Here is a 25,686-nt window from a genome sequence, read left to right as displayed (position 1 = left end):
CGGCCACCCGGTGCCTTCACCTGCCTTTCGAAAGGATCCGGCCTGCTGGCTTACTTCGCGGAGCTCATCAGCAGGTAGTCGTACATGCCGAGGTAGGCCTGCGTCACCGTGACGTTGGCCGCGGACGTCGGCCTGAGCAGCAGGTTCTTGCGGTAGATGACGGGAACGACCGAGGCGTTGTCGAGCACCATCTTGTCGATGTCACCCCAGGCCTTGGTGCGGGCCGCGTCGTCGGTGTTGGCGATCGCGTCCGTCAGGGCCTTGTTGATCTTCGGGTCGTCCAGCTCCATCAGGTTGTTGCCGCCCGAGGGCTTGATGGCCGCACCGTTGATGATCTGGTCGAGGAAGCCGTAGCCGGTCGGCCAGTCGGCGCCCCACGCCATCGAGAGCATGCCGAGCTTGTTGTCGTGGACGTAGCTCGGGACACCGGCGAAGTTGGAGAAGTACTTGCCGGAGGGGAACTGCTTGATCTCGACGTTGATGCCGATCTTCTTCAGCGACGCCTGGACGGCCGTGGCCTGCGCGACCTCGGCGGGCCGGTCGGAACGGGCCGTCAGGATCGTGTTGAAGCCGTTCGGCTTGCCGCACGCCTTCAGCGCCGCCTTGGCCTTGGCCACGTCGCCCTTGTGACCCTCGGTCGCGTAGGTGTCGAACTTGGTGTAGCCGTTGACCGACGGCGGCAGCAGCGTGGTCGCCACGTCGCCCTTCGGCGAACCGCCCATGGCGTCGAGCACCGACTGCTTGTCGAGGCCCCACTGCACGGCCTTGCGGCAGTCGGCGTTGTCGAACGGCTTCACGTTCACGTTCAGCGCGATGTACTGCGTCGCACCGGCGTACGAGCTGTCCGTCTGGTTGGCGTACTTGCCGCGCAGCACCTTCGGCTGGGTCTGCGGCTGCACACCCGTGCCGGCCGCGTCAGCCGTGATCTTGTCGGAGAGCAGGTCGTTGTCGACCGTCACCGGGTTGACCTTGAACTTGATCGTGACCTTGTCCGGCAGGGCCTTGCGGATCGGGTCCGTCTTGGCGTCCCACTGCTTGTTGCGCACGAGGGTGGCGCCGCGGCCCTCCTGGTAGGACTGGAACTGGTACGGGCCGGTGGACTGGATGGCCTGCACGTACTTCGCGCCGGTGTCCTTCGACTTCTGCACCGGGGCGGTCTGCGAGAACGTCGCCAGGTAGTCGAAGTCGGCGAACGGCTGCTTCAGCTTGAAGACGATCGTCTGGTCGTCCGGCGTCTCGATGGACTTGATGCCCTCGGCGGACTTGTCCTTGTACGGGCCCTTGTACTTGTCGCCGCCCTCAAGGTACGCCTTGAAGTACGTCGGCCCGTTGGACAGCGCCTCGGGCGCGAAGTTGGAACGCTCGATGGCGTACTTCACGTCCTTGGACGTCACCGGGGTTCCGTCCTGGAACTTCACACCCGTACGCAGCTTGTACGTCCAGGTCTTGGCGTCCGGGCTGGACTTGCCGAGGCCCTCGGCGAGGTCCGGCACGACCTCCAGGCCGTCCTTGCCCGCCGCCGGTTTGAACGTGGTGAGCGTTCTGCCGTAGAGGCGGGAGAAGTTCTGGACCCAGCCGTAGTACGTGTTGCCCGGGTCGAGCGAATCGGGCACGTCCGAGTGCTCGTACGAGACCGTCCCGCCCTTCTTGTCCGACGCGTTGACGATCGAGTTCAGCGCGGCGTCCTTCTTGCCGCTGCCTCCCCCGTCGTTGTCGTCACCTCCGCCGCCGCACGCGGCAGCACCCAGCGACAGTGCCAGGACCGACGCAACGCCGGCGGTCACCCTTCTCGTCTTCACCTGAGGAAGCCCCCTCATTCGATGGATCACTTGCTGCGAGGGTCGAGGGCGTCACGCAGCCCGTCACCCAGCAGGTTGAAGGCCAGGACGGTGATGAAGATCGCCAGTCCGGGCACGAACATGTACTGCGGATCAGCCGTGTAGAGATCCACAGCGTTGCTGAGCATGCCGCCCCAGGAGGCCTGCGGCGGAGCGATGCCGACACCGAGGAAGCTCAGCGCGGCCTCGAAGAGGATGTTCGTCGGGATGATCAGCGTCGAGTAGACGAGGATCGGCGCGACGAGGTTGGGGAGCAGTTCCCGGAACAGGACGTACGGGCCGCGTGCTCCGAGGCTGGTAGCCGCCTCGATGAACTCCCGCTTGCGCAGGGTCATGGTCTGCGCCCGCACGATGCGGCCGATGTACGGCCAGCTGAAGAAGCCGATCACGAAGATCAGCACGCAGATGCGCAGGGACAGGCCGTCGAGACCGAAGAAGCCGTCCTGCACCGATGCCGAGATCGAGATGGCGAACAGCAGCAGCGGGAACGCCAGGAAGGTGTCCATCATCCGGCTGATGACGCTGTCGATCCAGCCGCCGTAGTAGCCGGCGACGACACCGAGCACGGTGCCGATGCACACGGACAGCAGCGTGGCGCCGCCCGCGACCAGCAGGGAGACCCAGGAGCCGTCGATGATGCGGGCGAGCATGTCCCGGCCGTACTGGGGGTCCACGCCGAGCGGGTGGTCCCAACTCATGCCTCCCCAGCCGCCCTTGGGTGCGAGCAGCGCGGGGTCGATGAGGTCCTGGTTGAACTTGTTGGGATCGAGGTTGAAGATCCACTGGATCGGCTTGGAGAACACCGCCATCAGCACGAGCAGGATGACGACGACGCCTCCCGCCATCGCCACCTTGTCCCGCTTGAAGCGCATCCAGGCGATCTGGGTGAGCGAGCGCCCCTCGATCTGGCTCTTCTTGACCCCGGCGAGCACGGCCTCGGGCTGTGCTCCGGCTTCCGCCCCGGTGGTCTCGATCGGTGCGGTCACGGTGCGATTGACCCCTCTCGACCCGGCGATCGCCGAGCCCCTGGCTGCCGCTGTAGCGGTTTTGTTTGTCTCGTACACGAGACCGACCCGGCCCGTGTCTTGCGGGGAGTCTTCAACGCTTTGGCGATCTGTTGCCAGACTTGGCGATGAAAGGATGCGTAAACGTGATGCTGTCTGCGAGGTTCCGTTATCCGGACAACGGGTAGCAGGGGTCGGACGCGCTGCGACAGGGGCATATTAGGACAGAACCGCTCTATCTGGCCTTATCTACGCGCGGAGAGTTGAACGGTTGTCGCGTTACGGAACGGCTTCGCGGGACCTGGGGCGGGTCAGTACCTGCCCTGGGCGGGCGGGTATCCGTAGCCGGAAGCCGGGGCCTGGACGGGGGCCGTGGCGTGGGCCTCTCGGTCGTAGAACGGGCGTGCGCCGGCGCGCAGCCACATGGCGACCGGGTCGTGCTCGTCGGACATCGCGACGGTCGACACGGGGAGCCCGTCCGGTACGGCGCCGAGGGACTGCTGCATCATCGCGCGCACCGAATCCACGGCCGGCGGCGAGGTGTCGTAGACGTCGAGCCCGATGGCCAGATACGGCGCCCCGAGCGCGGGTTGCACCCAGGCGCGGCGCAGCGAGCGGACGGCCGGGGTGCGGTGGGCGTTCTGCGCGAGCAGGGCGTAGAACTGCGGGATCTCGATGGCCGGTTCGGACAGCCGGAGGGGCCCGGCGGGCTGGCGGTCCAGGCCCATGGCGATCCGGCGCAGGTCGAGCCAGGGGATGCCGACGCCGCCGCCGGGGGCGTGCGGGTTGAGCCAGAGGCCGTAGTGGTCGGGGTAGAGGGCGCGGGCCACGTCGATGCCGTCGACGACCTCGTAACTGCGGTTCCAGCCGCTGGCCGAGAGTTCCTGCGCGGAGGTCACACAGGGGGCGTAGCCGCAGCGCTCGACCTCCATGTTTCCGTACTGGGCGTCGGGGGATCCGGCCTGGCCCTGCCACAGGAGCATCCAGATCTGGCCGCTGTGGGGGGTCGCGAGCGCGCGCAGGAGGGCCTCATAGGCGTCATAACGCCCGGGCGTGACCTGGCGCAGCATGTGCTCGACCTGTCCGGCCGCGGCCGTGCCGCTCGCGCTCACCTTTACCGCCCCTTCGTACAACGCCTCGACCGTGCCCTAGCTTAAGCCCGCTCGGGAGCCCGGAGCTTGGTGCCGTCGGGCGGGTGCGGGTCGTGTGTGGTTGATCGCGCAGTTCCCCGCGCCCCCGGGCCGGTTGCCCTACCGCTGGTAGAAGGGCCGGACCCTGTCTCGCATCCACTCGCCCACCGGGTCCTCCGCCACGTCCAGGAGGACCAGGTTGACCGGCCAGGGGGGCGGGGCGGCGGTGACGGCGCGGGTGAGGGCGTCCAGCGGGAGGGCGCGCAGGTCGCCTTCCCACTGGGAGAGTTCGACGCCGACGAACATCACCGGGTCGGCCGTCTCGATCGCGGCGAGGCAGCGGCGGGCGGTGACGACGACGCCGATCGCCTCGAACTCGGCGGACGCGGCGGCGAGGAAGTCCACCGGGTCGTCCTGCCAGTCGGGCTCGAAGAGGCGGACCCGGCCGCCGCTCGCGGGGCCGTCCAGCGGGGTCCGGCCGGCCCGGCACAGTTCGGCGACGGCGGGCGGCGGGAGCGGGATGCCGACCACACCACCGGGGTTGACGGCGATCCCCGCGTGCGGGGGCAGACCACGGGCGAACTCCACGGCCGGGGCGATGGTGTACGACATGTGCGAGCCGACGACCTGGCGGAACTGCTCCTCGGAGCTGAACACCGGCACGAACGCCTGGCCCTCGATCTCGATGCCGGGGAGGTCGAGGGGGCCGCTCTGCGGGCCGCCGCCGCTGGGCAGCGGGATCCACACGAAGCTCCGGCCGAGCACCTCGACGATCCGCCCGCCGGCCGACGGACCGGCGCCGAGGGAGGCCGAGAGCACCTCCTCCAGCTCGTTGCCGGGCCATCCGCCGTGCGGGTGGGTCTGCGTCTGCGCCGGGAAGTCCGCGGAGAAGTCCGCCGGGAAGTCCATCTGCCTACCGCCTGCCTGAAACCACTGCTGTGGCTCAAAGGCTAGCGGCTCGGGAACGGCGGACCGCCACCCCGTGAACCACGGCCGGGGCCGCGAGCGGCGGGACGGCGCCTTCCGGGCTCGCCGACCACGGACGCCTGCCCCATACACGGGGTTTATTGACGGCAGACACCTGCCACGTGCACACGACTCGGCCCCGCGGGCGGACCGGGCCGTGTGCCCAGCGCATCGACCACGGATGCCTGCCGCACGCAGGCGGCCCAGGACAACAGGCGGGCGGGATGGGCTACCCGGCGCAAGAGACCGCGCGGATGCCTGTCCTATACACGCGGTTCGCCGACCGCAGCGCCGTCGACCGTGCTCGCGGGCTCACCGACCGCCGCTGACGCGGGCCCGCCGCTCGGGGCCGCACGCGGAGGGTGAGGGTTTGTGCTTCCCGGCGCGCGCCTGCCCCACGCACACAGGGGCCGCAGACGGACGGCCCGGGCTCCCCGGACGCCCGACCGCGGATGCCGCCCCAGGAGAAGGGCTAACCACCCCCGGCAGCCTGCCCGTGAACCGCGGCTCCCCCGCCGCGGACCGCCGTGCCCGTGAACGCCCGCCCACCGGCCAGGGCCGTCAGCCCGCGAAGCCGATGCGGTGGAGGGTGTTCGCCGCGTCGCGGTCGGCGAGGATCGCCGAGCCGCAGCCGGACGGCAGTTCGCCGCGTTCGACCTCGCGGAGCAGGTGGGTGGTGGCCGCGCGGTGACGCAGGAACGCGTAGCGCGAGACGCCCCGGCCGCGGTCGCGCTGGCCGGCCAGGGCCTGCTCGGGGGTGACGTCGAGCATCAGCAGGTGGAGCGTGCCGCCCCGGCGGCGGGCCTCGCGGGCGAGCCAGCGGCGGACCCAGGCCTGGGTGCCGCAGTCGTGCACGACGACACCCTCGCCGGTGCGCAGGGCGCGACGCAGCCCGGCGTAGTGGGCGAGGCGGACCAGCGGGCGGTAGACCGCGTACGGCAGGGCGCGCGGCATACGGCGGTCCCAGTGGTCGCGGGTGTCCTGGGAGTCGATGCGCCGGCCCGGCACGGCGCGCCGCATCAGCGTGGACTTGCCGCTGCCGGGCAGGCCCGTGACCACGACGATGTCGCGGGGCCCGAACAGCAGCGCGTGCGGGCCGCGGCCGGCGCGCTCGCGCAGATCGCGGACGACCGGCACCGGCTGCGGGCCGCAGGCCGCGCGCACCGGAGCGGCCGGCTGCTCGGGCAGCGCGATGCCCGACGTCGTGGCGTACGCGGTGGTCCTGTTCACCGTGATCGTCCTCCCCTGGGGCCAGGTACGGAGTCCCATGCCCGCCGAGTGTAAAGAGAAGGTAATGCCCGATGTCTCTGGTTTTAGTCCTCTTCCTGCAACAGCCCTGCTACAGGGTGGTCCCCCTGCCACCCCGCGACGATGCGTGCAATGATGTGCCCGCCAACTGCATACCGGCCGTTTGAATCCGCGCGGGAGAGTCCCCAGCACCGTCCGACGCTGGGGCGCCGAAGGAGCAAGTCCCTCCCTTGAATCTCTCAGGCCCCGTTACCGCGCGGGCGAGGCACATCTGAAAAGCGGGCCGCAGCCTTCCCCGGAGTCCGGGGAAGCGGCGTGGCCCCACCCAAGGTGCAAGCCGTTGACCCGCGCGGTCATGGCGAACCTCTCAGGTTCCGATGACAGATGGGGAGGAACGACCTCGCCCGTCATGCCTTATGCCTTGGGAGACGACCGACCGTGAGCAGTACAGGAGAACTCCGCCACACCGCGCTCGATGCCCTGCATCGTTCGCTCGGCGCGACGATGACCGACTTCGCCGGCTGGGACATGCCCCTGCGCTACGGCTCCGAGCGCGACGAGCACAACGCCGTACGCACGAAAGCCGGGCTGTTCGACCTCTCCCACATGGGCGAGATCACCGTCACCGGGCCAGGGGCCGCCGCCCTCCTCGACCACGCGCTGGTCGGCAACATCGGCGGGGTCAAGCCCGGCCGCGCCCGCTACACCATGATCTGCCAGGCCGACGGCGGCATCCTCGACGACCTGATCGTGTACCGGCTGGCCGAGCAGGAGTACATGGTCGTCGCGAACGCCTCCAACGCCCAGGTGGTCCTGGACGCGCTGGTGGAACGTTCCGCCGGCTTCGACGCCGAGGTGCGCGACGACCGGGACGCCTACGCGCTGCTCGCCGTGCAGGGCCCGGAATCCCCGGGGATCCTGAAGTCCCTCACCGACGCCGACCTCGACGGCCTGAAGTACTACGCGGGTCTGCCCGGCACGGTCGCGGGCGTCCCGGCCCTCATCGCCCGCACCGGGTACACCGGCGAGGACGGCTTCGAGCTGTTCGTGAAGCCGGAGCACGCCGTGGAGCTGTGGCAGGCCCTCACCAAGGCGGGCGAGGGCGCCGGTCTGGTCCCGTGCGGGCTGTCCTGCCGTGACACGCTGCGCCTGGAGGCGGGCATGCCGCTGTACGGGCACGAGCTGAGCACCTCCCTGACGCCCTTCGACGCCGGGCTCGGCCGGGTGGTGAAGTTCGAGAAGGAGGGCGACTTCGTCGGCCGCGAGGCCCTGACCGAGGCCGCCGCGCGCGCCGAGCAGAACCCGCCGCGCGTCCTGGTCGGCCTCGTCGCCGAGGGCCGTAGGGTCCCGCGCGCCGGGTACCCGGTCGTCACCGGCGGCGAGGTGATCGGCGAGGTCACCTCCGGCGCGCCCTCCCCCACGCTCGGCAAGCCGATCGCGATGGCGTACGTCGACCCCGCGCACGCGGCTCCCGGTACACCCGGTGTGGCCGTGGACATCCGGGGCAGTCACGAGCCGTACGAGGTCGTGGCGCTGCCGTTCTACAAGCGCCAGAAGTAGAGACCGGCCAAGCGCCGGAAGCGGACACCGGCACGCGGGCCGCCACAGCGGTCCCGGGCGTCTCATCCCCGCTCACCAGCGGTCCCCTTCATCAGCATTCACCAGCACTCCCGCGCGTACAGGAGAATCCAGGCCATGAGCAACCCCAAAGAGCTGCGCTACAGCAAGGAACACGAGTGGCTGTCGGGCGCCGAGGACGGCGTCTCGACGATCGGCATCACGGAGCACGCGGCGAACGCGCTCGGCGACGTCGTCTTCGTCCAGCTCCCGGAGGTCGGTGACACCGTGTCCGCGGGCGAGACCTGCGGCGAGCTGGAGTCGACCAAGTCCGTCTCCGACCTCTACTCCCCGGTCTCCGGTGAGGTCACCGAGGTCAACGAGGACGTCGTGAACGACCCGTCCCTGGTGAACTCGGCCCCCTTCGAGGGCGGCTGGCTGTTCAAGGTGCGCGTCACGGACGAGCCGGGCGACCTGCTCTCCGCCGACGAGTACACCGCCTTCTCCGCCGGCTGAGAGGTCGTAGCCGTATGTCCGTCCTGAACACGTCCCTGCACGAGTTCGACCCGGCCGTCGCCGCCGCGGTCGACGCCGAGCTGCACCGGCAGCAGTCCACGCTCGAGATGATCGCCTCGGAGAACTTCGCCCCGGTCGCGGTCATGGAGGCGCAGGGCTCGGTCCTGACCAACAAGTACGCCGAGGGCTACCCGGGCCGCCGCTACTACGGCGGCTGCGAGCACGTCGACGTGGTCGAGCAGATCGCCATCGACCGGGTCAAGGAGCTGTTCGGCGCCGAGCACGCCAACGTCCAGCCGCACTCGGGCGCCCAGGCCAACGCCGCCGCGATGTTCGCGCTGCTCAAGCCTGGCGACACCATCATGGGTCTGAATCTCGCGCACGGCGGGCACCTGACCCACGGCATGAAGATCAACTTCTCCGGCAAGCTCTACGACGTCGTCGCCTACCACGTCGGCGACGACGGCCGGGTCGACATGGCCGAGGTGGAGCGGCTGGCGAAGGAGTCCCGGCCGAAGCTGATCGTCGCGGGCTGGTCCGCCTACCCGCGGCAGCTGGACTTCGCCGAGTTCCGCCGGATCGCGGACGAGGTCGGCGCGTACCTGATGGTCGACATGGCGCACTTCGCCGGGCTGGTGGCGGCGGGGCTGCACCCGAACCCCGTACCGCACGCGCACGTGGTGACCACGACCACCCACAAGACGCTGGGCGGCCCGCGCGGCGGTGTGATCCTCTCCACGGCCGAACTCGCCAAGAAGATCAACTCCGCTGTCTTCCCCGGTCAGCAGGGCGGTCCGCTGGAGCATGTGATCGCGGCCAAGGCGGTCTCGTTCAAGGTCGCCGCCTCCGAGGACTTCAAGGAGCGCCAGCGCCGTACGCTGGAGGGTGCCCGCATCCTGGCCGAGCGTCTGGTGAAGGACGACGTCCGGGCCGTGGGCGTGGACGTCCTGTCCGGCGGCACGGACGTGCACCTGGTCCTGGTCGACCTGCGCCACTCGGAGCTGGACGGACAGCAGGCCGAGGACCGCCTCCACGAGGTGGGCATCACGGTCAACCGCAACGCGATCCCGAACGACCCGCGCCCGCCGATGGTGACGTCCGGTCTGCGGATCGGTACGCCGGCCCTGGCGACGCGGGGCTTCGAGGCCGAGGACTTCGCGGAGGTCGCGGACGTCATCGCCGAGACGCTCAAGCCGTCCTACGACGCGGACGCGCTCAAGGCCCGGGTGAAGGCCCTGGCCGACCGGCACCCGCTGTACCCGGGCCTGAACAAGTAGCGCCCGCACAGCGACACCTGCACAAGCAGCACCTCACAAGCAGCACCTCATAAGCAGCGAAGAAACCTTTCAGGGCGCCGTGCCCGCCACAAGCGGTCGCGGCGCCCGGTTCCACCGCACCACCCCCGTAGTCAGGAGTTCCCGTGGCCATCTCGGTCTTCGACCTGTTCTCGATCGGCATCGGCCCGTCCAGCTCCCACACGGTCGGCCCGATGCGCGCGGCCGGCCTGTTCGCCCGGCGGCTGCGCAACGAGGCGCTGCTGGAGTCGGTCGCCTCGGTCCGTGCCGAGCTGTACGGCTCACTCGGCGCCACCGGCCACGGCCACGGCACGCCCAAGGCGGTCCTGCTCGGCCTGGAGGGCGACTCCCCGCGCACGGTCGACGTGGAGAAGGCCGACGACCGGGTGGAGGCGATCAAGACCGACGGCCGGCTGAATCTGCTGGGCGAGCACGAGATCGCGTTCTCCTTCGACGACGACATGGTCCTGCACCGCCGCAAGGCCCTCCCGTACCACGCGAACGGCATGACCCTGTGGGCGTACGACGCCTCGGGCGCGGAGCTGCTGACGAAGACCTACTACTCGGTCGGCGGCGGCTTCGTCGTCGACGAGGAGGCCGTCGGCGCGGACCGCATCAAACTCGACGACACCGCCCTGAAGTACCCCTTCCGTACGGGCGACGAACTGCTGCGTCTGGCGGAGGAGACGGGTCTGTCCATCTCGGCGCTGATGCTGGAGAACGAGCGCGCCTGGCGCACCGAGGAGGAGATCCGGGACGGCCTGCTGGAGATCTGGCGGGTGATGGAGTCGTGCGTGGCGCGCGGCATGTCCCGCGAGGGCATCCTGCCGGGCGGCCTCAAGGTGCGCCGCCGTGCCGCGAACACCGCGCGCAAGCTCCGCTCCGAGGGCGACCCGCTGGCTCTGTCCATGGAGTGGATCACCCTCTACGCGATGGCGGTCAACGAGGAGAACGCGGCCGGCGGCCGCGTCGTCACCGCCCCCACCAACGGCGCGGCCGGCATCATCCCGGCGGTCCTGCACTACTACGTCAACTTCGTGCCGGGCGCCGACGAGGAGGGCGTGGTCCGCTTCCTGCTCGCCGCGGGCGCGATCGGCATGCTGTTCAAGGAGAACGCCTCCATCTCAGGCGCCGAGGTCGGCTGCCAGGGCGAGGTCGGCTCCGCGTGCTCGATGGCCGCGGGCGCCCTGGCCGAGGTCCTCGGCGGCTCACCGGAGCAGGTCGAGAACGCCGCCGAGATCGGCATGGAACACAACCTCGGCCTCACCTGCGACCCGGTCGGCGGGCTGGTCCAGATCCCGTGCATCGAACGCAACGGCATGGCGGCGGTCAAGGCCGTCACCGCCGCCCGGATGGCCATGCGCGGCGACGGCTCCCACAAGGTGTCCCTGGACAAGGTCATCAAGACGATGAAGGACACCGGGGCGGACATGTCCGTCAAGTACAAGGAGACGGCCCGGGGCGGGCTGGCGGTGAACATCATCGAGTGCTGAGGGGCGGGTTCATCCCGCCGACGCCCGTACCAACGAGGCGGCCCTTTCTCCGATCATGATGGCGGGAGCGTTCGTGTTCCCGGTGACGAGGGTCGGCATGATCGACGTGTCCGCCACGCGCACGTTCTCCAGCCCGCGCACACGGAGTTCGTGGTCGACGACCTTGCCCATCATGCAGGTGCCCGACGGGTGGTAGAAGGAGAACGACTGCGTGCGGATGAAGTCGTCGATGTCCTGGTCGCTGTCCGACAGCGGGGCGAGCCCGGCGTCGGCGGCCGCGCGCAGGTCCGCCTGCAGCAGGGACGTCAGCCGCTTCTCACGGGCGATGCGCATACACAGACGGACGCCCTCGCGCAGCCGCCGGCGGTCGTCGGGATCGGCGAGGTAGTTGTGGAAGATGCGCGGCTTGGCGTACGGGTGGGAGTGCCGCAGCCGCACCGAACCGCGGCTCGCGGGCCGTGCGACGTAGGGGCCGAACGACATTCCCGGCTCGAGCGGCGCGGCCAGGCCTTCGTCACGGACGATGCCCAGCGCGGCGTGCACCTGGATGTCCGGGGCGGGGAGGTCGTCGCTGGAGCTGAAGAAGCCGCCGGTCTCGTTCCAGGCCATCGGGCCTGTGCCCTGCTCGCGCAGGAGCCGCTCCTCCGCGGAGGTGTCCGGTCCCAGGAGCGGCTGGGTGTCGCTGAAGAAGCTGATGAAACACCCGGTGTGGTCCTGCATGTTCCTGCCGACGTCCGGCAGGTCGTGCAAGGGGGTGATCCCTCCCGCGGTCAGTTCGTCGGCCGGGCCGACGCCTGACTGGAGGAGCAGGTGGGGCGAGTTGTAGGCCCCGAGGGACAGCACGATCTCACGGTCGACGTGGATCGTCCGGACGGTGCCGAGGTGGTCGACCTCCAGGCCGGCGGCCCGCGAGCCGTCGAAGCTCAGGCGCAGGGCGGTCGTCGAGGGAAGCACGGTGAGGTTCGGACGGCCCGCGGCCGGCTCCAGGAACGCGATCGCGCTGCTGCACCGCAGGCCGTTCCGCTGCGTGACCTGGTGGTAGCCCACGCCCTCCTGCTCAGCTCCGTTGAAGTCCGAGTTGTACTTGTGGCCCGCGTCCTGAGCCGCCTCGACCCATGCCGTCAGCAAGGGGTGGACAGAGCGGGGGTCGCTGACGGTGAGGGGACCGCCGACGCCGTGGAAGTCGTCGGCGCCGCGCTCGTTGTCCTCCGACTTCCTGAAGAACGGCAGGACGTCGTCGTACCCCCAGCCCGGGTTGCCGAGCCGCTCCCACGTGTCGTAGTCGTAGCGGTGCCCGCGCACGTACAGCATGGTGTTCATCGAGCTGGTGCCGCCGATCGCGCGGCCGCGGGGCAGGTAGGCGCGGCGCCCCGCGAGCTGCGGCTCGGGCTCGGTCTCGAAGTCCCAGTCGAAGGCTGTCTTCAGCTGCTGGGAGAACAGTGCGGGTATCTCGAAGAGTCGGCCCCGGGCCGGCGGTCCCGCTTCGATCAGCGCGACCGTGACATCCGGATCCTCGGACAGCCGGGCCGCCAGCGCACAGCCGGCCGAGCCGGCCCCGACGACGATGTAGTCATACGATTCCCTGTCCATTTCGCCTCCGTGGAAGTCCGGTCGCCTTGGTCGGCGCGCGTCGTTCCTGGAGAGGCTAGGGACGCCGGGCATGGTCAGCACATGCACGAAGTGAGCACTTGGGGCGCCAGTCATTACCCATTCCGTGCATGTGCTGTATCCGCGCCGCTGCTTAGGCTCTCTTCGAACCACCGCGGCAAAGAGGGGATCCCGACTCATGTCCGACCCGGTCCGTCAGGATTACACGCCTCCGGAGCTCCGGCCCGAGGCCCTCGTCTCAGTCGGCACCGCCGAGGAGATCAGCACCGATGTCCTGATCATCGGCTCCGGCATGGGCGGGTCCTCGCTGGCCTGGGCGCTGAAGGAGTCCGGTCTCGACGTCCTCGTCGCGGAGCGGGGCCATTTCCTTCCCCGTGAACCCGAGAACTCGCAGCCGGCCGAGATGTACATCAAGGGCCGGTACAAGAACGCCGGCTATTGGTACGACGGCGGCACCGGCAAACCGTTCGCGCCGGGTGTGTATTACTGGGTGGGCGGAAACACCCGCTTCTACGGCGCGATGCTGCCCCGTTTCCGGCGCAGTGACTTCACCGAGGTGGAACACCACGAGGGCGTCTCGCGCGCCTGGCCTTTCGACTACGAGGACCTGGAGCCCTCCTACACCGTCATGGAGGAGTTGCTCCAGGTGCACGGGCAGACCGGCGAGGACCCGACCGAGCCGCCCCGCTCCAAGCCCTACCCGTATCCGGCGCTCCAGCACGAACCGGAGATCGAGCGGTTCTCCCGGTCGCTGCGCCGGCAGGGCCTGCACCCGTTCCACACGCCGAACGCCCTGAACATCAGCACTCAGGCGGATCGCGCCGCCGTGACGACCGCCGACGGCTGTCCGGACGAGACGGGCATGAAGTCCGACGCCGAGAACCGGCTCCTTCTCCCCGCGCTGCGCGACGGCGTGAAGATCCTCACGGGTGCGGAGATCACACGCCTGATCACCTCGCCCGACGGGCGGAAGGTCGTCGCCGCCGAGGCACGGCACGCGGGCCGGATCATCCGTATCAACGCCAGGACCTTCGCCCTGGCCGGCGGTGCCGTCAACTCCGCCGCGCTGCTGCTCCGTTCGGCCGGCGACGCGCACCCTGAGGGTCTCGCCAACTCGTCCGGACTGCTGGGCCGCAACTACATGGTCCACAACAGCACGTTCTTCGTCGGGGTCAACCCCCTGCGGACCAACCCCACGCAGTGGCAGAAGACCCTCGGTCTGAACGACTTCTACGAAGCCGGGCCGGGGACGCGTTTCCCGCTGGGGAACCTCCAGATGCTGGGCAAGCTGCAGGCCCCCATGCTCAAGCCCGCGCGTCCGTGGGCACCGACGTGGGCCCTGAAGTTCATGGCGGGCAGAAGCCTCGACATCTACCTGACGACCGAGGACCTCCCGTCCCGGAACAACCGGGTACGGGTGGACGGCGACCGCATCCTCATCGACTGGACGCCGACCAACGTCGCGCCCCACCACGAACTCGTGCGCCGGGTGACCCGGGCGGTCCGCAAGTCCGGGTATCCGCTGATCTTCACCCAGCGCATGGGCATCGAGACCAACTCCCACATGTGCGGAACGGCCGTGGCGGGTCACGACCCGGCGCAGAGCGTGCTGGACCCTCTGTGCCGCAGCCATGACGTCGAGAACCTCTGGGTGGCCGACTCGTCGTTCTTCCCGTCCTCCGCGGCGCTCAACCCGGCCCTGACGATCGGCGCGAACGCCCTGCGCATCGCCCCGTCCTTGGCCAGAGCGACGAAGGACTGACGTCGCAGCGGCCGGATCTGCCGCAGGTCAGGTCTCTCGCGCAGGTCAGGTCCGCCGCAGCGTCGGCTTGCGCAGCAGGTCGTGTCCGCGCACGGCCAATTGCAGCCGCTGCTGGTTACTGACCTGCGTGAGGTCCAGGCCGAGGATCTCGGAGAGTCTGTCGAGGCGGTGGTAGAGGGTGCGTCGCTGGATGAAGAGCTCCTCCGCCGCCCGGGCCTTGTTGCCACCGCAGTCGAGGAACGTGCGGAGGGTGGGCAGCAGAGGGTTCTTCGCCAGTGCGTCGTGCTCGAGGAGCGGACCGAGTTCGTCCTCGACGTAGCGCCTGAGTTCGGGGCCTTCGGAGAGGGCGACGAGGAGGCGCAGAGCTCCCAGATCGTCGAAGTGACGCACTTCCGTGGTCGAGGCCGCCGCCGCGACGGACGCCGCGCTGCGGCTCTGGCGCAGGGCCAGCGGAAGCACCGCCGGCTCCACGACGCGGCTGATGCCACCCCTTACCCCGTGATCGGCCAGCAGGGTCTGCACTTGGCCGGCGTCGACGCGGGCGGGCAGGCCCACGACCGCCACGTCGAAGTCTCCGGTGTCGCCCACGACGGCGGGCCAGCCTGCCTCCTCCAGAAGACGGGCGAGGAGATGGTCCTTGACCGGCTCCTCGTCCCCCGCCCATGCCGTGACGACGATCAGGTCCCGTCCGCGCAGGTCCTGGCCGAGCGCCAGACTGAGGGTCACGAACCGCTCTCCTGTGATGTCGCCCAGCAGAAGCCGGTTGAGCAGCGCCGTCTGGCGCTGGGATGCGCGCGCGCCGCTCTCCCGTTCGCTCAGCAGCGAGATCGCCACGGCCGCGGCGGCCCGCTCCAGCGTGCGCAGTTCGGGCGGGCTCGGCTGCTTTCCACCGTGCAGAAGGTGGATCCACCCCCACGACTCGCCCCGGAGCACCACGGGCTGGCGGGCGCACGGCGCGACCTCGCGGAACGATGCCGCCGAGGCGGTCGGGACCCCGGGGCGCTGCGCCGCGAGAGAGGAGTGGCGTTCGTGAATCGCCCGGGAATGCGCACTCCACTCGTCCACGACCCGGTCGGCCTCCGGCGTCGCTCCTCCGTACGCCAGCATCTGGTGGGCGACGTCCTCCAGCACCACGGGGTGCCCGGTGCGACGGGCCAGTTCCCTGACCACGCCGACGTAGTCCTCGTCCGCCAGGAGCAGATCCATGAACGCCTGGCTGGTGGCCTCTTCGGCGATCAGCTGCTTGACGCGCATCCCGACCAGGACCTCGTGGACCTGGGCCGACGTCTCGACGAAGGGAATCTCGTCGGTGAGTCCCACCAGGGGCAGGCCGACCGCCTCGGCCTCCTCGATCACGGCCTCCGGCATGGAGTCGAACATGCGCCCGGCCAGTTCGACGACGAGCACGGCCGCGTGGGCGTCCGCGAGCCGTCGGATGAACGCCCGCTGCTCGAGCGCTGTCGCGCCCATGCCGAGGCCGGCCGTCAGCAGCATCTCCTGACCCGTGAGAAAGCGATGGATGTCCGGGATCTCCCCGGTGTGCACCCAGCGCACGGGACGATCCAGATTCCTTTCCCCGGCATACACACGCACGGCGGTGCGCGTGAACACCTCGAGCTCCAGGGCGGCGCGAACCGTCAGGACTTCAGCCATGAACCACTACCTCGATGTGTGCACGATCCAGGGCCAATATTGCACACACTGTGCCTGTCGTCCCACTCCTTGTTTCCCCAGACTTCAGGTCAAGCCCGCAGGCACGACCCCGTGCAAGGAGTGCAGAGTGTCAGCACAACACAAGACCATCAAGGCTCCTGTCGCCGTGAAGACGTCGCGGACCAGCCGTCCGGAAATCGTCGAGACCGTCGCGGACGTGATCGCCGACGTACGGGCCAACGGGGACGCCGCCGTGCGCCGCTGGTCGCAGAAGTTCGACGACTGGAGCCCGGAGTCCTATCGGCTCGGTCCCGACCAGATCGCATCCGTCGTCTCCTCCGTCCCCGAGACGGTCCTCGACGACCTGCGGTTCGTCCAGACGCAGGTCCGCGGCTTCGCCCAGGCGCAGCGGGACTCCCTCACCGACTTCGAGGTCGAGACGCTGCCCGGCGTGTTCCTGGGGCAGCGCAACATCCCCATCGGCGCGGCCGGCGCCTACGTTCCCGGCGGCCGCTACCCCCTCACCGCGTCGGCCCACATGACCGTCCTGACGGCCAAGGTCGCAGGTGTCGAGCGGGTCGCCGCCACGACTCCGCCGGACCGAGGGGCTCCGCCGCCCGTCAGCATCGCCGCGATGCACCTGGCCGGCGCCGACGAGATCTACGTCATGGGCGGTGTCCAGGCCGTGGCGGCCCTGGCGCTGGGCACCGAGACGATCGACGCGGTCGACATGCTCGCCGGCCCCGGCAACGCCTATGTGGCGGAGGCCAAGCGCCAGCTCTTCGGCGAGGTCGGGATCGACCTCTTCGCCGGGCCGACGGAAGTACTGATCGTCGCGGACGACACCGCGGACCCGTTCGTGGTGGCGACGGACCTGCTGTCCCAGGCCGAGCACGGACCCGACTCCCCGACGGTTCTCGTCACGACGTCCGAGGAGGTGGGCAGGCGGACCATCGCCTGGGTGGAAGAGCTGCTGCCCGGCCTGCCCACCGGAGACGTCGCCGGGCGTGCCTGGCGCGACCACGGCGAGGTGATCGTGGTCCCCACCCTGGACGCCGCCTACGAACTCGCCGATCAGTACGCCAGCGAGCACGTCCAGATCCTGACCGCCGAGCCTCGCGAGGCCCTGCACCGGATGCGCAACTACGGCGCCCTGTTCCTCGGGGACAAGACGTGCGTCGCGTACGGCGACAAGGTCATCGGCACCAACCACGTGCTGCCCACCCTGGGAGCGGCCCGCTACACCGGCGGCCTCTGGGTCGGCAAGTACCTCAAGACCATGACCTATCAGGAGATCAGGGACTCCGGGTCCAGTGCCCGGCTCGGCGAGATCTGTGGCAGGGCCTCGCGCATCGAGAACTTCGAGGGACACGCGCGCTCGGGAGACGTCCGCGCCGCGCGCTACGGATCGGCCCGGCTGATCTGGACCGACCACACCCTCGAGCAGAGCTGAACCGCGATGACCGATCGCGACTTATGCCGGACCGCACACGCAGCACGGCAGCCGTTCGACAAGGAGCACCTCCCCCTCGACCCACGGAGATCGTCATGTCAGCTACGGACAACGAGGCGCACGCGGCGCCCACACCCGCCCCCGTCGGCCCCTCGGGCGGGACCGCGACCCCCGTCTCATCGGCCGAGGACGCGGAACTGCTCGCGGCACTGGGCTATGAGCAGAAGTTCGACCGCAAGGTCAGCCTGTGGGGGAACTTCGCCCTGGGCTTCGTGTACCTCTCGCCCCTCGTGGGCGTCGTGGCCCTCTTCGCGGTCGGTCTGGCGACCGCGGGCGGACCGTCCATCTTCTGGATCTGCATAGTCGGGGCCGGGCAGTTCCTGGTCGCGCTGGTGTTCGGAGAGGTCGTCTCGCAGTTCCCGCTCGCCGGCGGCCTCTACCAATGGGTCAGACGGCTGTGGAACGGACGCTACGCCTGGTTCAACGCGTGGATCTACATCTGCACCATCACCATCGGCATCACCAGCACCGCACTCTTCAGCTCGGACTTCCTGGCCAGCCTCTTCGCCGGAACCACCGACGCGCCCGGCATCAGCTCCACCCCGGCCCAGCGCCTGTGGATCGCGATCGGCATGACCGTTCTCTGCCTGATCTGCAACTGTTTCGGCACCAGGACCCTGGCTCTGATCTCGAAGATCGGACTCGCCGCGGAGCTGATCGGCATCGTCCTCGTGGGCCTCTACCTGCTGATCTTCGAACGGCACAACTCCTTCTCGATCTTCTTCCAGGCCACCAGCTCCAACCACGACAGCTACCTCATGGCCTTCATCGGTGCCTCGCTCGTCGGGCTCTTCCTCTTCTACGGCTTCGAGGCGTGCGGTGAGATCGCGGAGGAGGTTCCCAACCCCTCCCGCAGCATCCCGCGGGCCATGCAGCTGACCGTGGCCGTCGGTGGAGTGGCCGCGCTCCTCGCGTTCGTCGGGTACGCCCTCGCGGCTCCGGACCTCGCCTCGATCCTCTCGGGCAAGGACACCAATCCGATCCCCTCGATCCTGCAGAGCTCTCTCGGGGTCGTGGGCACGAAGGCGGTGCTCACGGTCATCGTCACGTCCTTCATCGCGGGTGTGATGAGCCAGCAGGCCGCCGCGAGCCGGATCGTCTTCTCCTTCGCCCGCGACGACATGTTCCCGGGGTCCCGTGTCTTCTCGAAGATCTCCCGCACGCACCGCGTCCCCATGAACGCGCTGCTGGCCGTGAACGTCGTTCCGCTGCTGATCTTCGTGTTCGTCTACTACTCGCCCGACTCCCTCACCAAGATCGTGGCGTTCCAGGTGCTGGCCGGATACGCGGCGTTCATGATGGTCGTACTGGCCGCGCTGCGGATGCGCCTGAAGGGCTGGCGTCCCGCCGGGGCCTGGACCCTCGGCCGCTGGGGCTTCGTGGTCAACGTGGCGGCCCTGATCTACGGCGTGCTCGGGATGGTCCTTCTCGCCCTGCCCGCCGGCGGCGCGGGAACCTCGCTCCTGGACCAGTACATCGCACTCGTCGGCTTCCTCGTCGTCGCCGCCGTGGGTCTGGTGTACCTGCTGGTCATGAAGCCGGAACGCAAGTCCACCGCACCGGAGGGCGACGCCATGGAGGTGGCCGAGCGCCTGCGCAGCCGCGCCGCGGCCCTGACTCGTACGACCGGAGGGAAGAACGCATGACCCGCGTCCTGTATCTGTACGGAGGCTGGCCGGGGCACAAGCCCTACCAGGTGGCCGAGGAATGGGCCCTCCCGATCTTCAAGAATCTCGGATTCGACGTCGACGAGACCAACGACATCTTCGCGCTCGACGCCGACCTCACCGGCTACGACCTCATCGCCCTCAACTGGAACAACGCCCTGCTGTCCGAGGGGCTGACCGCCGCCCAGGAGTCGAACCTGCTGGGGGCGGTGGAGAGCGGCACCGGGATCGCCGCCTGGCACGGCGCGGCCGCCGCGTTCCGCACCAGCCTCAAGTACCACTGGCTGCTCGGCGGCAGCTTCCTCGAACACCCCGCGGGCGAGGGCGTGAAGTACCCCTACGAGGTCACCGTCACGGACACCGGCCACCCGGTCACCGCGGGCGTGGAGGACTTCCGGGTCGCCTCGGAGCAGTACTACATGTCCGTCGACCCCAACAACCACGTCCTGGCCGAGTCCACCTTCACCGGTGAACACCTGCCCTGGCTGGAGGGAAAGACGATCCCTCAGGCCTGGACCCGCGCCTGGGGGCAGGGCCGCGTCTTCTACAGCGCGGTCGGACACGACCTCGACGACCTCCAGAACCCGGACGTCACCCGCCTGTGCACCCAGGGTTTCGCCTGGGCCGCCCGTCAGGACGCCTGACCCCCTTCGAACCGAGCTGATTGGGAGCACACCATGCCTGTCCTCACCGGAGGCCAGATCGTCGCGCGGACCCTGCGCAACTACGGGGTCGACGTCGTAGCCGGCATTCCCGGCCACGGCATCTGGTCACTGACCGACGCCTTCCTCGACGACGAGTCCAGGATCCCCTTCATCCAGACCTTCCACGAGCAGAGCGCCGTCCACCTCGCCGACGGCTACTACCGCGTCACCGGCCGCCCGCAGGCCGCGGTGACCTCCATCGGCGCCGGCGCGAGCAACACCGTGATCGGCATGGGCACCGCGTTCACGGACTCCACCAGTGTTCTCGTCGTCACGGGCGGCCCGCCGACCCACATGCGCGGCCACGGACTGCTGCAGGAACTCGACCGCTACACGGCCAACGACTTTCCCAAGGTGGCCGAGGCCGTCAGCAAGCGGCACTGGGTCGTCACCCGGGTCGAGGAGCTCCCCTTCGTCCTGCACCGCTGTTTCAACTCCATGCTGACCGGCCGCCCGGGCCCTGTGCACCTCGAAGTCCCCATGGACGTACAGGCCGAGGCCGCGAACGTGGACCTCCACGACCTCGAGCGGCGCATCCCCGTCGGCCGCCAGCACCCCGACCCGGAGGCCGTCGACCGCGCGGTGGACGTGCTGCGCGCGGCCACCCGGCCCGTCATCGTGGTCGGCGGCGGCGCGATCACGTCCGAGGCGTCCGACCAGGTCCTCGCGCTCGCCGAGCGGTGGCAGATCCCGGTCGTCACCACGTGGAACGGCAAGAGCGCCTTCCCCGAGGACCACGAGCTGTTCGCCGGCAGCGTCGGCCAGACCGGCACGATGACCGGCAACGCGATCGCGAGCTCCGCCGACGTCGTCATCTCCGTCGGCTGCCGCTTCACCGACTGGTCCGCCTCCAGCTACGCCAAGGGCATCAGCTTCTCCATCCCGCCGGCGAAGCTCATCCACATCGACATCGACCCGCACGAGATCGGCAAGAACTACCCCGCCGAAGTGGGCATAGTCGCCGACGCCCAGCGCGCGGTGGCGGCCATCGTCGACTCCCTGCCCAGCAAGGGCGTCGACCGCTCCGAGTACCTCGCCGAGCTCGCGAGCCTCAAGCAGGACTGGGAGGAGAAGCTCGCCGGCCGCCGCGACAGCGACCGCTTCCCCTTCACCTCCCAGCGCCCGCTCGGCGCCCTGCGCAACGTGCTCCCGCGCGAGGCGATCATCGTCGCCGGGTCGGGCAACACCCAGGGAGCGGTCAAGCAGACCTTCCCGGTCTACTCGCCGCGCACCCACCTCACCTCCGGCGGCTTCTCCTCCATGGGCTGGGCCATTCCGGCCGCCGTAGGGGCCAAGCTCGCCCGACCGGAGTGCCCCGTGGTGTGCGTCCTCGGCGACGGCGACTTCCTGATGACTTCCCAGGAGATCGCCCTGAGCGTCACCGCCGACGCACCGGTGATCTTCGTGGTCCAGAACAACGCGGGCTACATGTCGATCCGCGGCGGCCAGCGCAAGCAGACCTCGCGGCACATCGGCACGGAGTTCTCGCACCCCGACGGCTCGCCGTACAGCCCCGACTTCGCGGCCATGGGCCGGGCCTTCGGGATCGAGTCGTGGAAGGTCGACGACGCCGCGTCCCTGGAGCCGACCCTGCGCAAGGCGGTCCGGTCCGGAGCCCCCGCCGTGATCGAGGTCCCCACGGACCGCGACGCCGCGGGCCCCTGGGTGCCCGGCTGGTGGGACTTCCCGATCCCGGCGTACATCACCGACGAGCGCCAGGACGAGTACGACCGCATCAGGGCCACGGAGCAGCACCTCTGAGACTGCCCCGCGCCCGGTGACGCCTACCGCCCGTGCAGCCGAGACAGGCCGCACGGGCGGTAGGGCATGAGGAGCGGACGGTCTGTCAGACGGTCCGGACGACGGTGCCGCCGGCCTCGAGTGCGGTGACCTCCTCGGCGGCTGCGGTGGTGTCCGTGACGAGGGTGTGCAGCAGGGCGGCGGCACCGACGTGGGCGTAGGCGGTGTGGCCGAGTTTGCTGCCGTCGGCGGCGCCGATGACGCGGCGGGCGGAGGCGATGCCCGCCTTCTTCACCGCGGCGTCGTCGAGGTCGTAGGCGGTCAGGCCGTCGGCCGCGGTCAGCCCGCAGCAGCCTATGACGGCGGTGTCGAAGCGCAGGGCGGCCAGGGACGCGAGGGTGAGGGGGCCGGTGAGGGCCCCTTCGCCGGCGCGCGGCTGTCCGCCGGGCACGACCAGTGTGGCCGGGCCGGGCGTCTCGGCGACCAGGTGGATGGCCTGCAGGGACAGGGGCATTACCGTGACGGGCCGTTCGCGCAGGAGGCGGGCGACCTCCAGGCAGGTGGTGCCGCTGTCCAGCAGGACGCTCTCGCCGTCGGCGATGCGTACGGAGATCTCGGCGGCGATCCGGCGTTTGGCGTCGATCGCCTCGTGGGCGCGCAGCGCGAAGGGAGGTTCCTCGCCCCGGAGCAGCAGGGTGCGCGCCCCTCCGCGGACGCGCTCGAGGACGCCCTGGGCGGCGAGGGTGTCGAGGTCGCGCCGGATGGTCATCTCCGAGGCGCCGGTCAGCTCCGCGAGTTCCTGGACGGTCGCGCCTCCGGCGTCCCTGACGACCTTCGCGATCAGCCCGTGCCGGTCTGCGTTGCTCATACCACGATTGAACACCACTGTGAAATGAACAACAAATCTGTTCATTACACGGGCCTTCGAACATCTAAAATGTTCGTTACGCTGGGCGGTATGGAACGTTCCCTGCGAGCCGCCCGCGTGGCGACCTATGTCTACTTCGTCCTGTACGGCACCTTGCTGGGCACGTGGGTGGTCAACATCCCCGCCATCGAGGAGCGCGTGGGCATCAGCCACGCCGCGCTCGGCGGCCTGCTGGTGGTGCTCGGGCTCGGAGCCTTCGTAGGCATGCAGGTGGCGGGCCCCCTGACCGACCGGCTCGGCACCCGCGTCGTGGTTCCCGCCGGCGGCGTGCTCTGCGGCGCGACCCTGTTCCTGCCCGGTCTCGCCCAGGACCCGTGGACGCTGGCCGGCGCGCTGCTGGTCTTCGGACTCTGCAACGGCTGCCTGGACGTGAGCATGAACGCCCACGCCGTGCACGTGGAGAAGGCGTACGGCCGCCCCGTCATGTCCGGCTTCCACGCCACGTTCTCCGTCGGCGGTGTCCTCGCCGCACTCGCCGGAGCGGGCGCGGCGGGCGCCGGCCTGCCCCCGGCCGCGGGCATGGCCGCCATGGGAGCCGTGGGCGTGGTGATCTCCCTGGCCTCGGCGCGTGCCCTGCTGCCCGCCGCTCCCGCCGTCGAGGGCCCCGGCTCCGCGGACGAGACCGGGACGCCTCCGGCGGCCGAGCGTGGCGGCACCACGGGCCGGGTCTGGCTGCTGGCCGTCCTGGCGCTGATGGTGATGCTGTGCGAGGGCGCCGCCAACGACTGGAGCGTCCTGCACATGAAGGACGTCCTGGGTACGTCCGCCGGCACGGCGGCCTTCGCGTACGGCACCTTCGCCGCGGCCATGACCGTCGGCCGGCTCCTCGCCGACCGCTTCGCCGCCCGGTTCGGTTCTCTGGCGATCCTGCGCCACGGCGCGATCATGGCCGCCGTCGGCATCACCCTCGTGGTCCTCGCCCCGTGGCTGTGGGCCGTGTTCACGGGCTGGGCGCTGTTCGGACTGGGCCTGTCCGGCACCGTCCCGCAGTTGTTCAGCGCGGCCGGGCACACCGACCCCGCCGCCGCCGGGGCCAACGTCTCCCGCGTCGCAGGACTCGGTTACGTCGGCATGCTCGCCGGCCCCGCAGTGATCGGCTGGCTGACGCACGTCGTCGCCCTCAACCACGCCTTCGTCCTGTTGACCCTGCTGTGCGTGACCACCGCCGTGGGCGCCGGCGTCCTGCGTACCGGACCCGACCGCACCCGCCGGCGCGAGATGCCGGCCAACACCCCCTGACCGCTTGTGCGGCACGGTCCCTGACAGCCGTGCCGCACAAGCTCTCCTTTCCCCGGTCGCCCGAGGCCGGGAGAACGCCCTCAGCCGACCGAAGGAGCCCCCGATGCCCGAGTCCCCCGCACACCCCGCTCGCGGCCCTGTCGGTGTCATGCTGCCGCTCGATCTCCCCGTCGGCGAGGTGCTGCCCTATGTCCGGAGCGCGGAGGAGCTGGGGTTCGACCAGGTCTGGGTGGTGGAGGACCTCGGCTGGCGCGGCGGTGTCGCACAGGCCGCCACCGTCCTGGCCGCCACGAACCTCACCGTCGGGATCGGCATCATGCCCGCCGGTGCCCGCAACGTGGCCTTCGCCGCGATGGAACTGGCCACCCTCGCCCAGCTCCACCCCGGCCGGCTCATCGCGGGGATCGGCCACGGCATGCCCGGCTGGATGCGCCAGGTCGGGTCCTGGCCCGAGAGCCCCCTGACCCTGATCAAGGAGTACGCCAGAGCGCTCCGCCAGCTCATCGCCGGTGAGCCAGGCCCCGAGAACGGACGGTACGTACGCTGCGAGGGCGTGGTCCTCACAGAGACCCCCGGCATCGTCCCCCCGGTGATCCTGGGTGTCCGCGGCCCCAAGTCGCAGGCGGTCGCGGGCGAGGTCGCCGACGGACTCCTGCTGGCCGAGCCCGCCGCACCCGGCTACATCACCGCCTCCCTGCGCAACCTGGGCCCCGCCGCCGCGAACTCTCCTGAGATCGTCGTCTACGACGCCGCCGCCGTGGACGACGACGAGGAGGCCGCCCTGACTCGCGTCCGCGCGTCCCTGGAATCGGTCGGTGAGCCGCAGTGGGCGGCGCACATCGACCCCCTGCCCTTCGCCGAGGAACTGCGCGCACACCGCGCCGCCAGCCCCGACGCCCGGCACTTCGCCCGGACGATGCCCGCCGACTGGGTCCGCGCCCTGAGCATCGCCGGCACCCCCGCCCAGGCCCGCGCGGCGATCGACGCCCGCCACGCCGCCGGCGCTACCAGCGTCGTTCTCGCCCCGGCGGGCCCCGACCGCCTGGCCGCGCTGGACTCGCTCGCCCGCGCCCTGCCCCACCGGCACTGACCCGAACGCCCCCGCACTCCAAGGGACCTCTCATGTCCACCGACCGCCGCCGCATCGTGCTCTTCGACCTCTTCGGGGTCATAGCCCGCCACCAGCGCCCGGGCGCCCTGGAGAAGATGGCCGCCCGCTGCCACACCTCCACCGAGGACTTCACCTCGGCCTACTGGACCCATCGCCCGCTCTACGACGCCGGCCTGCGGGCCGCGTCCGCGTACTGGACCGACGTGCTGCACGCGTTGTCCCGCCCCGCCGACGCCGACACGATCGAGGAGCTGCGGCTCACCGACATCGACAGCTGGTCCCGCGTCGACGAGCGCATGGTCGCCTACGTGCGGAACCTGCGGGAGCGCGCCCGGGTCGCCCTGCTGTCCAACATCCCCGCGGACCACGCGGACGCCTTCCTCGCCGCCCAGCCCTGGCTGCACGACCTCGACCACCTCACCTTCTCCGGAAGGATCGGCGCCGCCAAGCCCGACCCGGCCGCCTTCCAGCACTGCGTCGTCGCTCTGCGGGCCGCACCCGCGGACTTCCTTTTCATCGACGACCGCGAGGAGAACGTCCGCGCGGCACAGGCCGTCGGCATGGAGGGGCACGTCTTCAGCGGCCAGGACGAACTGACGGCCGTCGTCGACGCGTGGCTGCCCGGGTTCACGGGCCAACGCCTCGGCTGAGTGCGGAGGATGGCACCGCGGTGACACCGCGGCGCCATCTCACTATGCGAGACTGAAATACCGA

The 25,686-nt window shown here is 70.1% G+C and carries 20 protein-coding genes and 1 riboswitch; of the genes, 12 read left to right on the top strand and 8 right to left on the bottom strand.

Going from position 1 to position 25,686, the window contains the following annotated elements; genetic code table 11:
- Positions 1-50: 50 nt before the first annotated feature.
- The 5 genes from ACFZBT_RS13760 to ACFZBT_RS13740 all read right to left on the bottom strand — a co-directional run bounded on the left by ACFZBT_RS13760 (position 51) and on the right by ACFZBT_RS13740 (position 6,207).
- Positions 51-1,817, bottom strand: a complete 1,767-nt coding sequence (locus ACFZBT_RS13760) for an ABC transporter substrate-binding protein (RefSeq protein WP_391102451.1) — start codon at positions 1,815-1,817, stop codon at positions 51-53.
- Between the two features lie 8 nt (positions 1,818-1,825).
- Positions 1,826-2,824, bottom strand: a complete 999-nt coding sequence (locus ACFZBT_RS13755) for an ABC transporter permease (RefSeq protein ID WP_382838533.1) — start codon at positions 2,822-2,824, stop codon at positions 1,826-1,828.
- A 329-nt stretch (positions 2,825-3,153) separates the two neighbouring features.
- The gene (locus ACFZBT_RS13750; protein ID WP_391102448.1) at positions 3,154-3,954 is read right to left on the bottom strand and encodes an enhanced serine sensitivity protein SseB C-terminal domain-containing protein; all 801 of its coding nucleotides are present in this window, start codon (positions 3,952-3,954) and stop codon (positions 3,154-3,156) included.
- 138 nt (positions 3,955-4,092) lie between these two features.
- A complete protein-coding gene (locus ACFZBT_RS13745) occupies positions 4,093-4,881 on the bottom strand; it encodes an enhanced serine sensitivity protein SseB C-terminal domain-containing protein (RefSeq protein ID WP_391102445.1) in 789 nt (262 codons plus the stop codon).
- A gap of 618 nt (positions 4,882-5,499) precedes the next feature.
- Entirely contained in the window at positions 5,500-6,207 is a 708-nt protein-coding gene (locus ACFZBT_RS13740; RefSeq protein WP_391102442.1) for an AAA family ATPase, read from the bottom strand.
- Positions 6,208-6,350: 143 nt separating this feature from the next.
- A riboswitch (glycine riboswitch) is annotated at positions 6,351-6,451 on the top strand.
- Positions 6,452-6,624: 173 nt separating this feature from the next.
- Here ACFZBT_RS13740 and gcvT point away from each other — a divergent pair.
- From gcvT to ACFZBT_RS13720, 4 genes are all read left to right on the top strand, one after another.
- Complete coding sequence (gcvT, locus tag ACFZBT_RS13735; RefSeq protein WP_391102440.1) at positions 6,625-7,746, top strand: glycine cleavage system aminomethyltransferase GcvT; 1,122 nt, start codon at positions 6,625-6,627, stop codon at positions 7,744-7,746.
- A 135-nt stretch (positions 7,747-7,881) separates the two neighbouring features.
- On the top strand, positions 7,882-8,259 hold the full coding sequence (gene gcvH / locus ACFZBT_RS13730) for a glycine cleavage system protein GcvH (protein WP_391102437.1): 378 nt from the start codon (positions 7,882-7,884) through the stop codon (positions 8,257-8,259).
- Positions 8,260-8,273: 14 nt separating this feature from the next.
- Positions 8,274-9,536, top strand: a complete 1,263-nt coding sequence (gene glyA / locus ACFZBT_RS13725; RefSeq protein ID WP_391102434.1) for a serine hydroxymethyltransferase — start codon at positions 8,274-8,276, stop codon at positions 9,534-9,536.
- Positions 9,537-9,679: 143 nt separating this feature from the next.
- A complete protein-coding gene (locus tag ACFZBT_RS13720; RefSeq protein ID WP_391102431.1) occupies positions 9,680-11,047 on the top strand; it encodes an L-serine ammonia-lyase in 1,368 nt (455 codons plus the stop codon).
- 9 nt (positions 11,048-11,056) lie between these two features.
- On the opposite strand, the gene ACFZBT_RS13715 is transcribed toward ACFZBT_RS13720, so the two are convergent.
- Positions 11,057-12,637: a GMC family oxidoreductase N-terminal domain-containing protein gene (locus tag ACFZBT_RS13715; protein WP_391102429.1), complete on the bottom strand. Its 1,581-nt coding sequence runs from the start codon at positions 12,635-12,637 to the stop codon at positions 11,057-11,059.
- Between the two features lie 196 nt (positions 12,638-12,833).
- On the opposite strand from ACFZBT_RS13715, the gene ACFZBT_RS13710 reads away from it, so the two are divergent.
- Entirely contained in the window at positions 12,834-14,417 is a 1,584-nt protein-coding gene (locus tag ACFZBT_RS13710) for a GMC oxidoreductase (RefSeq protein ID WP_391102427.1), read from the top strand.
- A 45-nt stretch (positions 14,418-14,462) separates the two neighbouring features.
- On the opposite strand, the gene ACFZBT_RS13705 is transcribed toward ACFZBT_RS13710, so the two are convergent.
- Complete coding sequence (locus ACFZBT_RS13705) at positions 14,463-16,070, bottom strand: PucR family transcriptional regulator ligand-binding domain-containing protein (protein ID WP_391102424.1); 1,608 nt, start codon at positions 16,068-16,070, stop codon at positions 14,463-14,465.
- Positions 16,071-16,197: 127 nt separating this feature from the next.
- Here ACFZBT_RS13705 and hisD point away from each other — a divergent pair, with 127 nt between their 5' ends.
- The 4 genes from hisD to ACFZBT_RS13685 all read left to right on the top strand — a co-directional run bounded on the left by hisD (position 16,198) and on the right by ACFZBT_RS13685 (position 21,715).
- Entirely contained in the window at positions 16,198-17,523 is a 1,326-nt protein-coding gene (gene hisD, locus ACFZBT_RS13700) for a histidinol dehydrogenase (RefSeq protein ID WP_391102421.1), read from the top strand.
- A gap of 95 nt (positions 17,524-17,618) precedes the next feature.
- Positions 17,619-19,229 carry an amino acid permease gene (locus ACFZBT_RS13695; RefSeq protein WP_391102419.1) on the top strand — a complete coding sequence of 537 codons (1,611 nt, stop codon included), beginning with the start codon at positions 17,619-17,621 and terminating at the stop codon, positions 19,227-19,229.
- A complete protein-coding gene (locus tag ACFZBT_RS13690) occupies positions 19,226-19,894 on the top strand; it encodes a ThuA domain-containing protein (protein ID WP_391102417.1) in 669 nt (222 codons plus the stop codon). The genes ACFZBT_RS13695 and ACFZBT_RS13690 overlap by 4 nt, the downstream gene beginning before the upstream one ends.
- A gap of 33 nt (positions 19,895-19,927) precedes the next feature.
- On the top strand, positions 19,928-21,715 hold the full coding sequence (locus ACFZBT_RS13685) for a thiamine pyrophosphate-dependent enzyme (protein ID WP_391102415.1): 1,788 nt from the start codon (positions 19,928-19,930) through the stop codon (positions 21,713-21,715).
- Between the two features lie 85 nt (positions 21,716-21,800).
- On the opposite strand, the gene ACFZBT_RS13680 is transcribed toward ACFZBT_RS13685, so the two are convergent.
- On the bottom strand, positions 21,801-22,562 hold the full coding sequence (locus ACFZBT_RS13680; protein ID WP_391102412.1) for a DeoR family transcriptional regulator: 762 nt from the start codon (positions 22,560-22,562) through the stop codon (positions 21,801-21,803).
- A 90-nt stretch (positions 22,563-22,652) separates the two neighbouring features.
- Here ACFZBT_RS13680 and ACFZBT_RS13675 point away from each other — a divergent pair, with 90 nt between their 5' ends.
- From ACFZBT_RS13675 to ACFZBT_RS13665, 3 genes are all read left to right on the top strand, one after another.
- Positions 22,653-23,861 (top strand): MFS transporter, encoded by a 1,209-nt coding sequence (locus ACFZBT_RS13675; RefSeq protein ID WP_391102410.1) that lies wholly within the window; start codon positions 22,653-22,655, stop codon positions 23,859-23,861.
- Positions 23,862-23,964: 103 nt separating this feature from the next.
- Positions 23,965-24,951, top strand: coding sequence for an LLM class flavin-dependent oxidoreductase (locus ACFZBT_RS13670; RefSeq protein ID WP_391102408.1), 987 nt, complete (start codon positions 23,965-23,967; stop codon positions 24,949-24,951).
- 32 nt (positions 24,952-24,983) lie between these two features.
- The gene (locus ACFZBT_RS13665; RefSeq protein ID WP_391102406.1) at positions 24,984-25,622 is read left to right on the top strand and encodes an HAD-IA family hydrolase; all 639 of its coding nucleotides are present in this window, start codon (positions 24,984-24,986) and stop codon (positions 25,620-25,622) included.
- Positions 25,623-25,686 lie beyond the last annotated feature (64 nt).

The organism is Streptomyces sp. NPDC008137 (genome assembly GCF_042957035.1).
Classification (GTDB): Bacteria; Actinomycetota; Actinomycetes; order Streptomycetales; family Streptomycetaceae; genus Streptomyces.
The sequence above is the reverse complement of the archived record's forward strand: the minus strand, read 5'-3'. Positions and strand labels throughout refer to the sequence as shown.

Excerpts from the sequence above, each read along its gene's own strand:
- ACFZBT_RS13760 (WP_391102451.1), bottom strand. The coding sequence starts at position 1,817 with ATGAGGGGGCTTCCTCAGGTGAAGACGAGAAGGGTGACCGCCGGCGTT.
- ACFZBT_RS13745 (WP_391102445.1), bottom strand. The coding sequence starts at position 4,881 with ATGGACTTCCCGGCGGACTTCTCCGCGGACTTCCCGGCGCAGACGCAG.
- ACFZBT_RS13740 (WP_391102442.1), bottom strand. The coding sequence starts at position 6,207 with ATGGGACTCCGTACCTGGCCCCAGGGGAGGACGATCACGGTGAACAGG.
- gcvH (WP_391102437.1), top strand. The coding sequence starts at position 7,882 with ATGAGCAACCCCAAAGAGCTGCGCTACAGCAAGGAACACGAGTGGCTG.
- glyA (WP_391102434.1), top strand. The coding sequence starts at position 8,274 with ATGTCCGTCCTGAACACGTCCCTGCACGAGTTCGACCCGGCCGTCGCC.
- ACFZBT_RS13715 (WP_391102429.1), bottom strand. The coding sequence starts at position 12,637 with ATGGACAGGGAATCGTATGACTACATCGTCGTCGGGGCCGGCTCGGCC.
- ACFZBT_RS13710 (WP_391102427.1), top strand. The coding sequence starts at position 12,834 with ATGTCCGACCCGGTCCGTCAGGATTACACGCCTCCGGAGCTCCGGCCC.
- ACFZBT_RS13705 (WP_391102424.1), bottom strand. The coding sequence starts at position 16,070 with ATGGCTGAAGTCCTGACGGTTCGCGCCGCCCTGGAGCTCGAGGTGTTC.
- ACFZBT_RS13695 (WP_391102419.1), top strand. The coding sequence starts at position 17,619 with ATGTCAGCTACGGACAACGAGGCGCACGCGGCGCCCACACCCGCCCCC.
- ACFZBT_RS13690 (WP_391102417.1), top strand. The coding sequence starts at position 19,226 with ATGACCCGCGTCCTGTATCTGTACGGAGGCTGGCCGGGGCACAAGCCC.
- ACFZBT_RS13685 (WP_391102415.1), top strand. The coding sequence starts at position 19,928 with ATGCCTGTCCTCACCGGAGGCCAGATCGTCGCGCGGACCCTGCGCAAC.
- ACFZBT_RS13680 (WP_391102412.1), bottom strand. The coding sequence starts at position 22,562 with ATGAGCAACGCAGACCGGCACGGGCTGATCGCGAAGGTCGTCAGGGAC.
- ACFZBT_RS13675 (WP_391102410.1), top strand. The coding sequence starts at position 22,653 with ATGGAACGTTCCCTGCGAGCCGCCCGCGTGGCGACCTATGTCTACTTC.
- ACFZBT_RS13670 (WP_391102408.1), top strand. The coding sequence starts at position 23,965 with ATGCCCGAGTCCCCCGCACACCCCGCTCGCGGCCCTGTCGGTGTCATG.
- ACFZBT_RS13665 (WP_391102406.1), top strand. The coding sequence starts at position 24,984 with ATGTCCACCGACCGCCGCCGCATCGTGCTCTTCGACCTCTTCGGGGTC.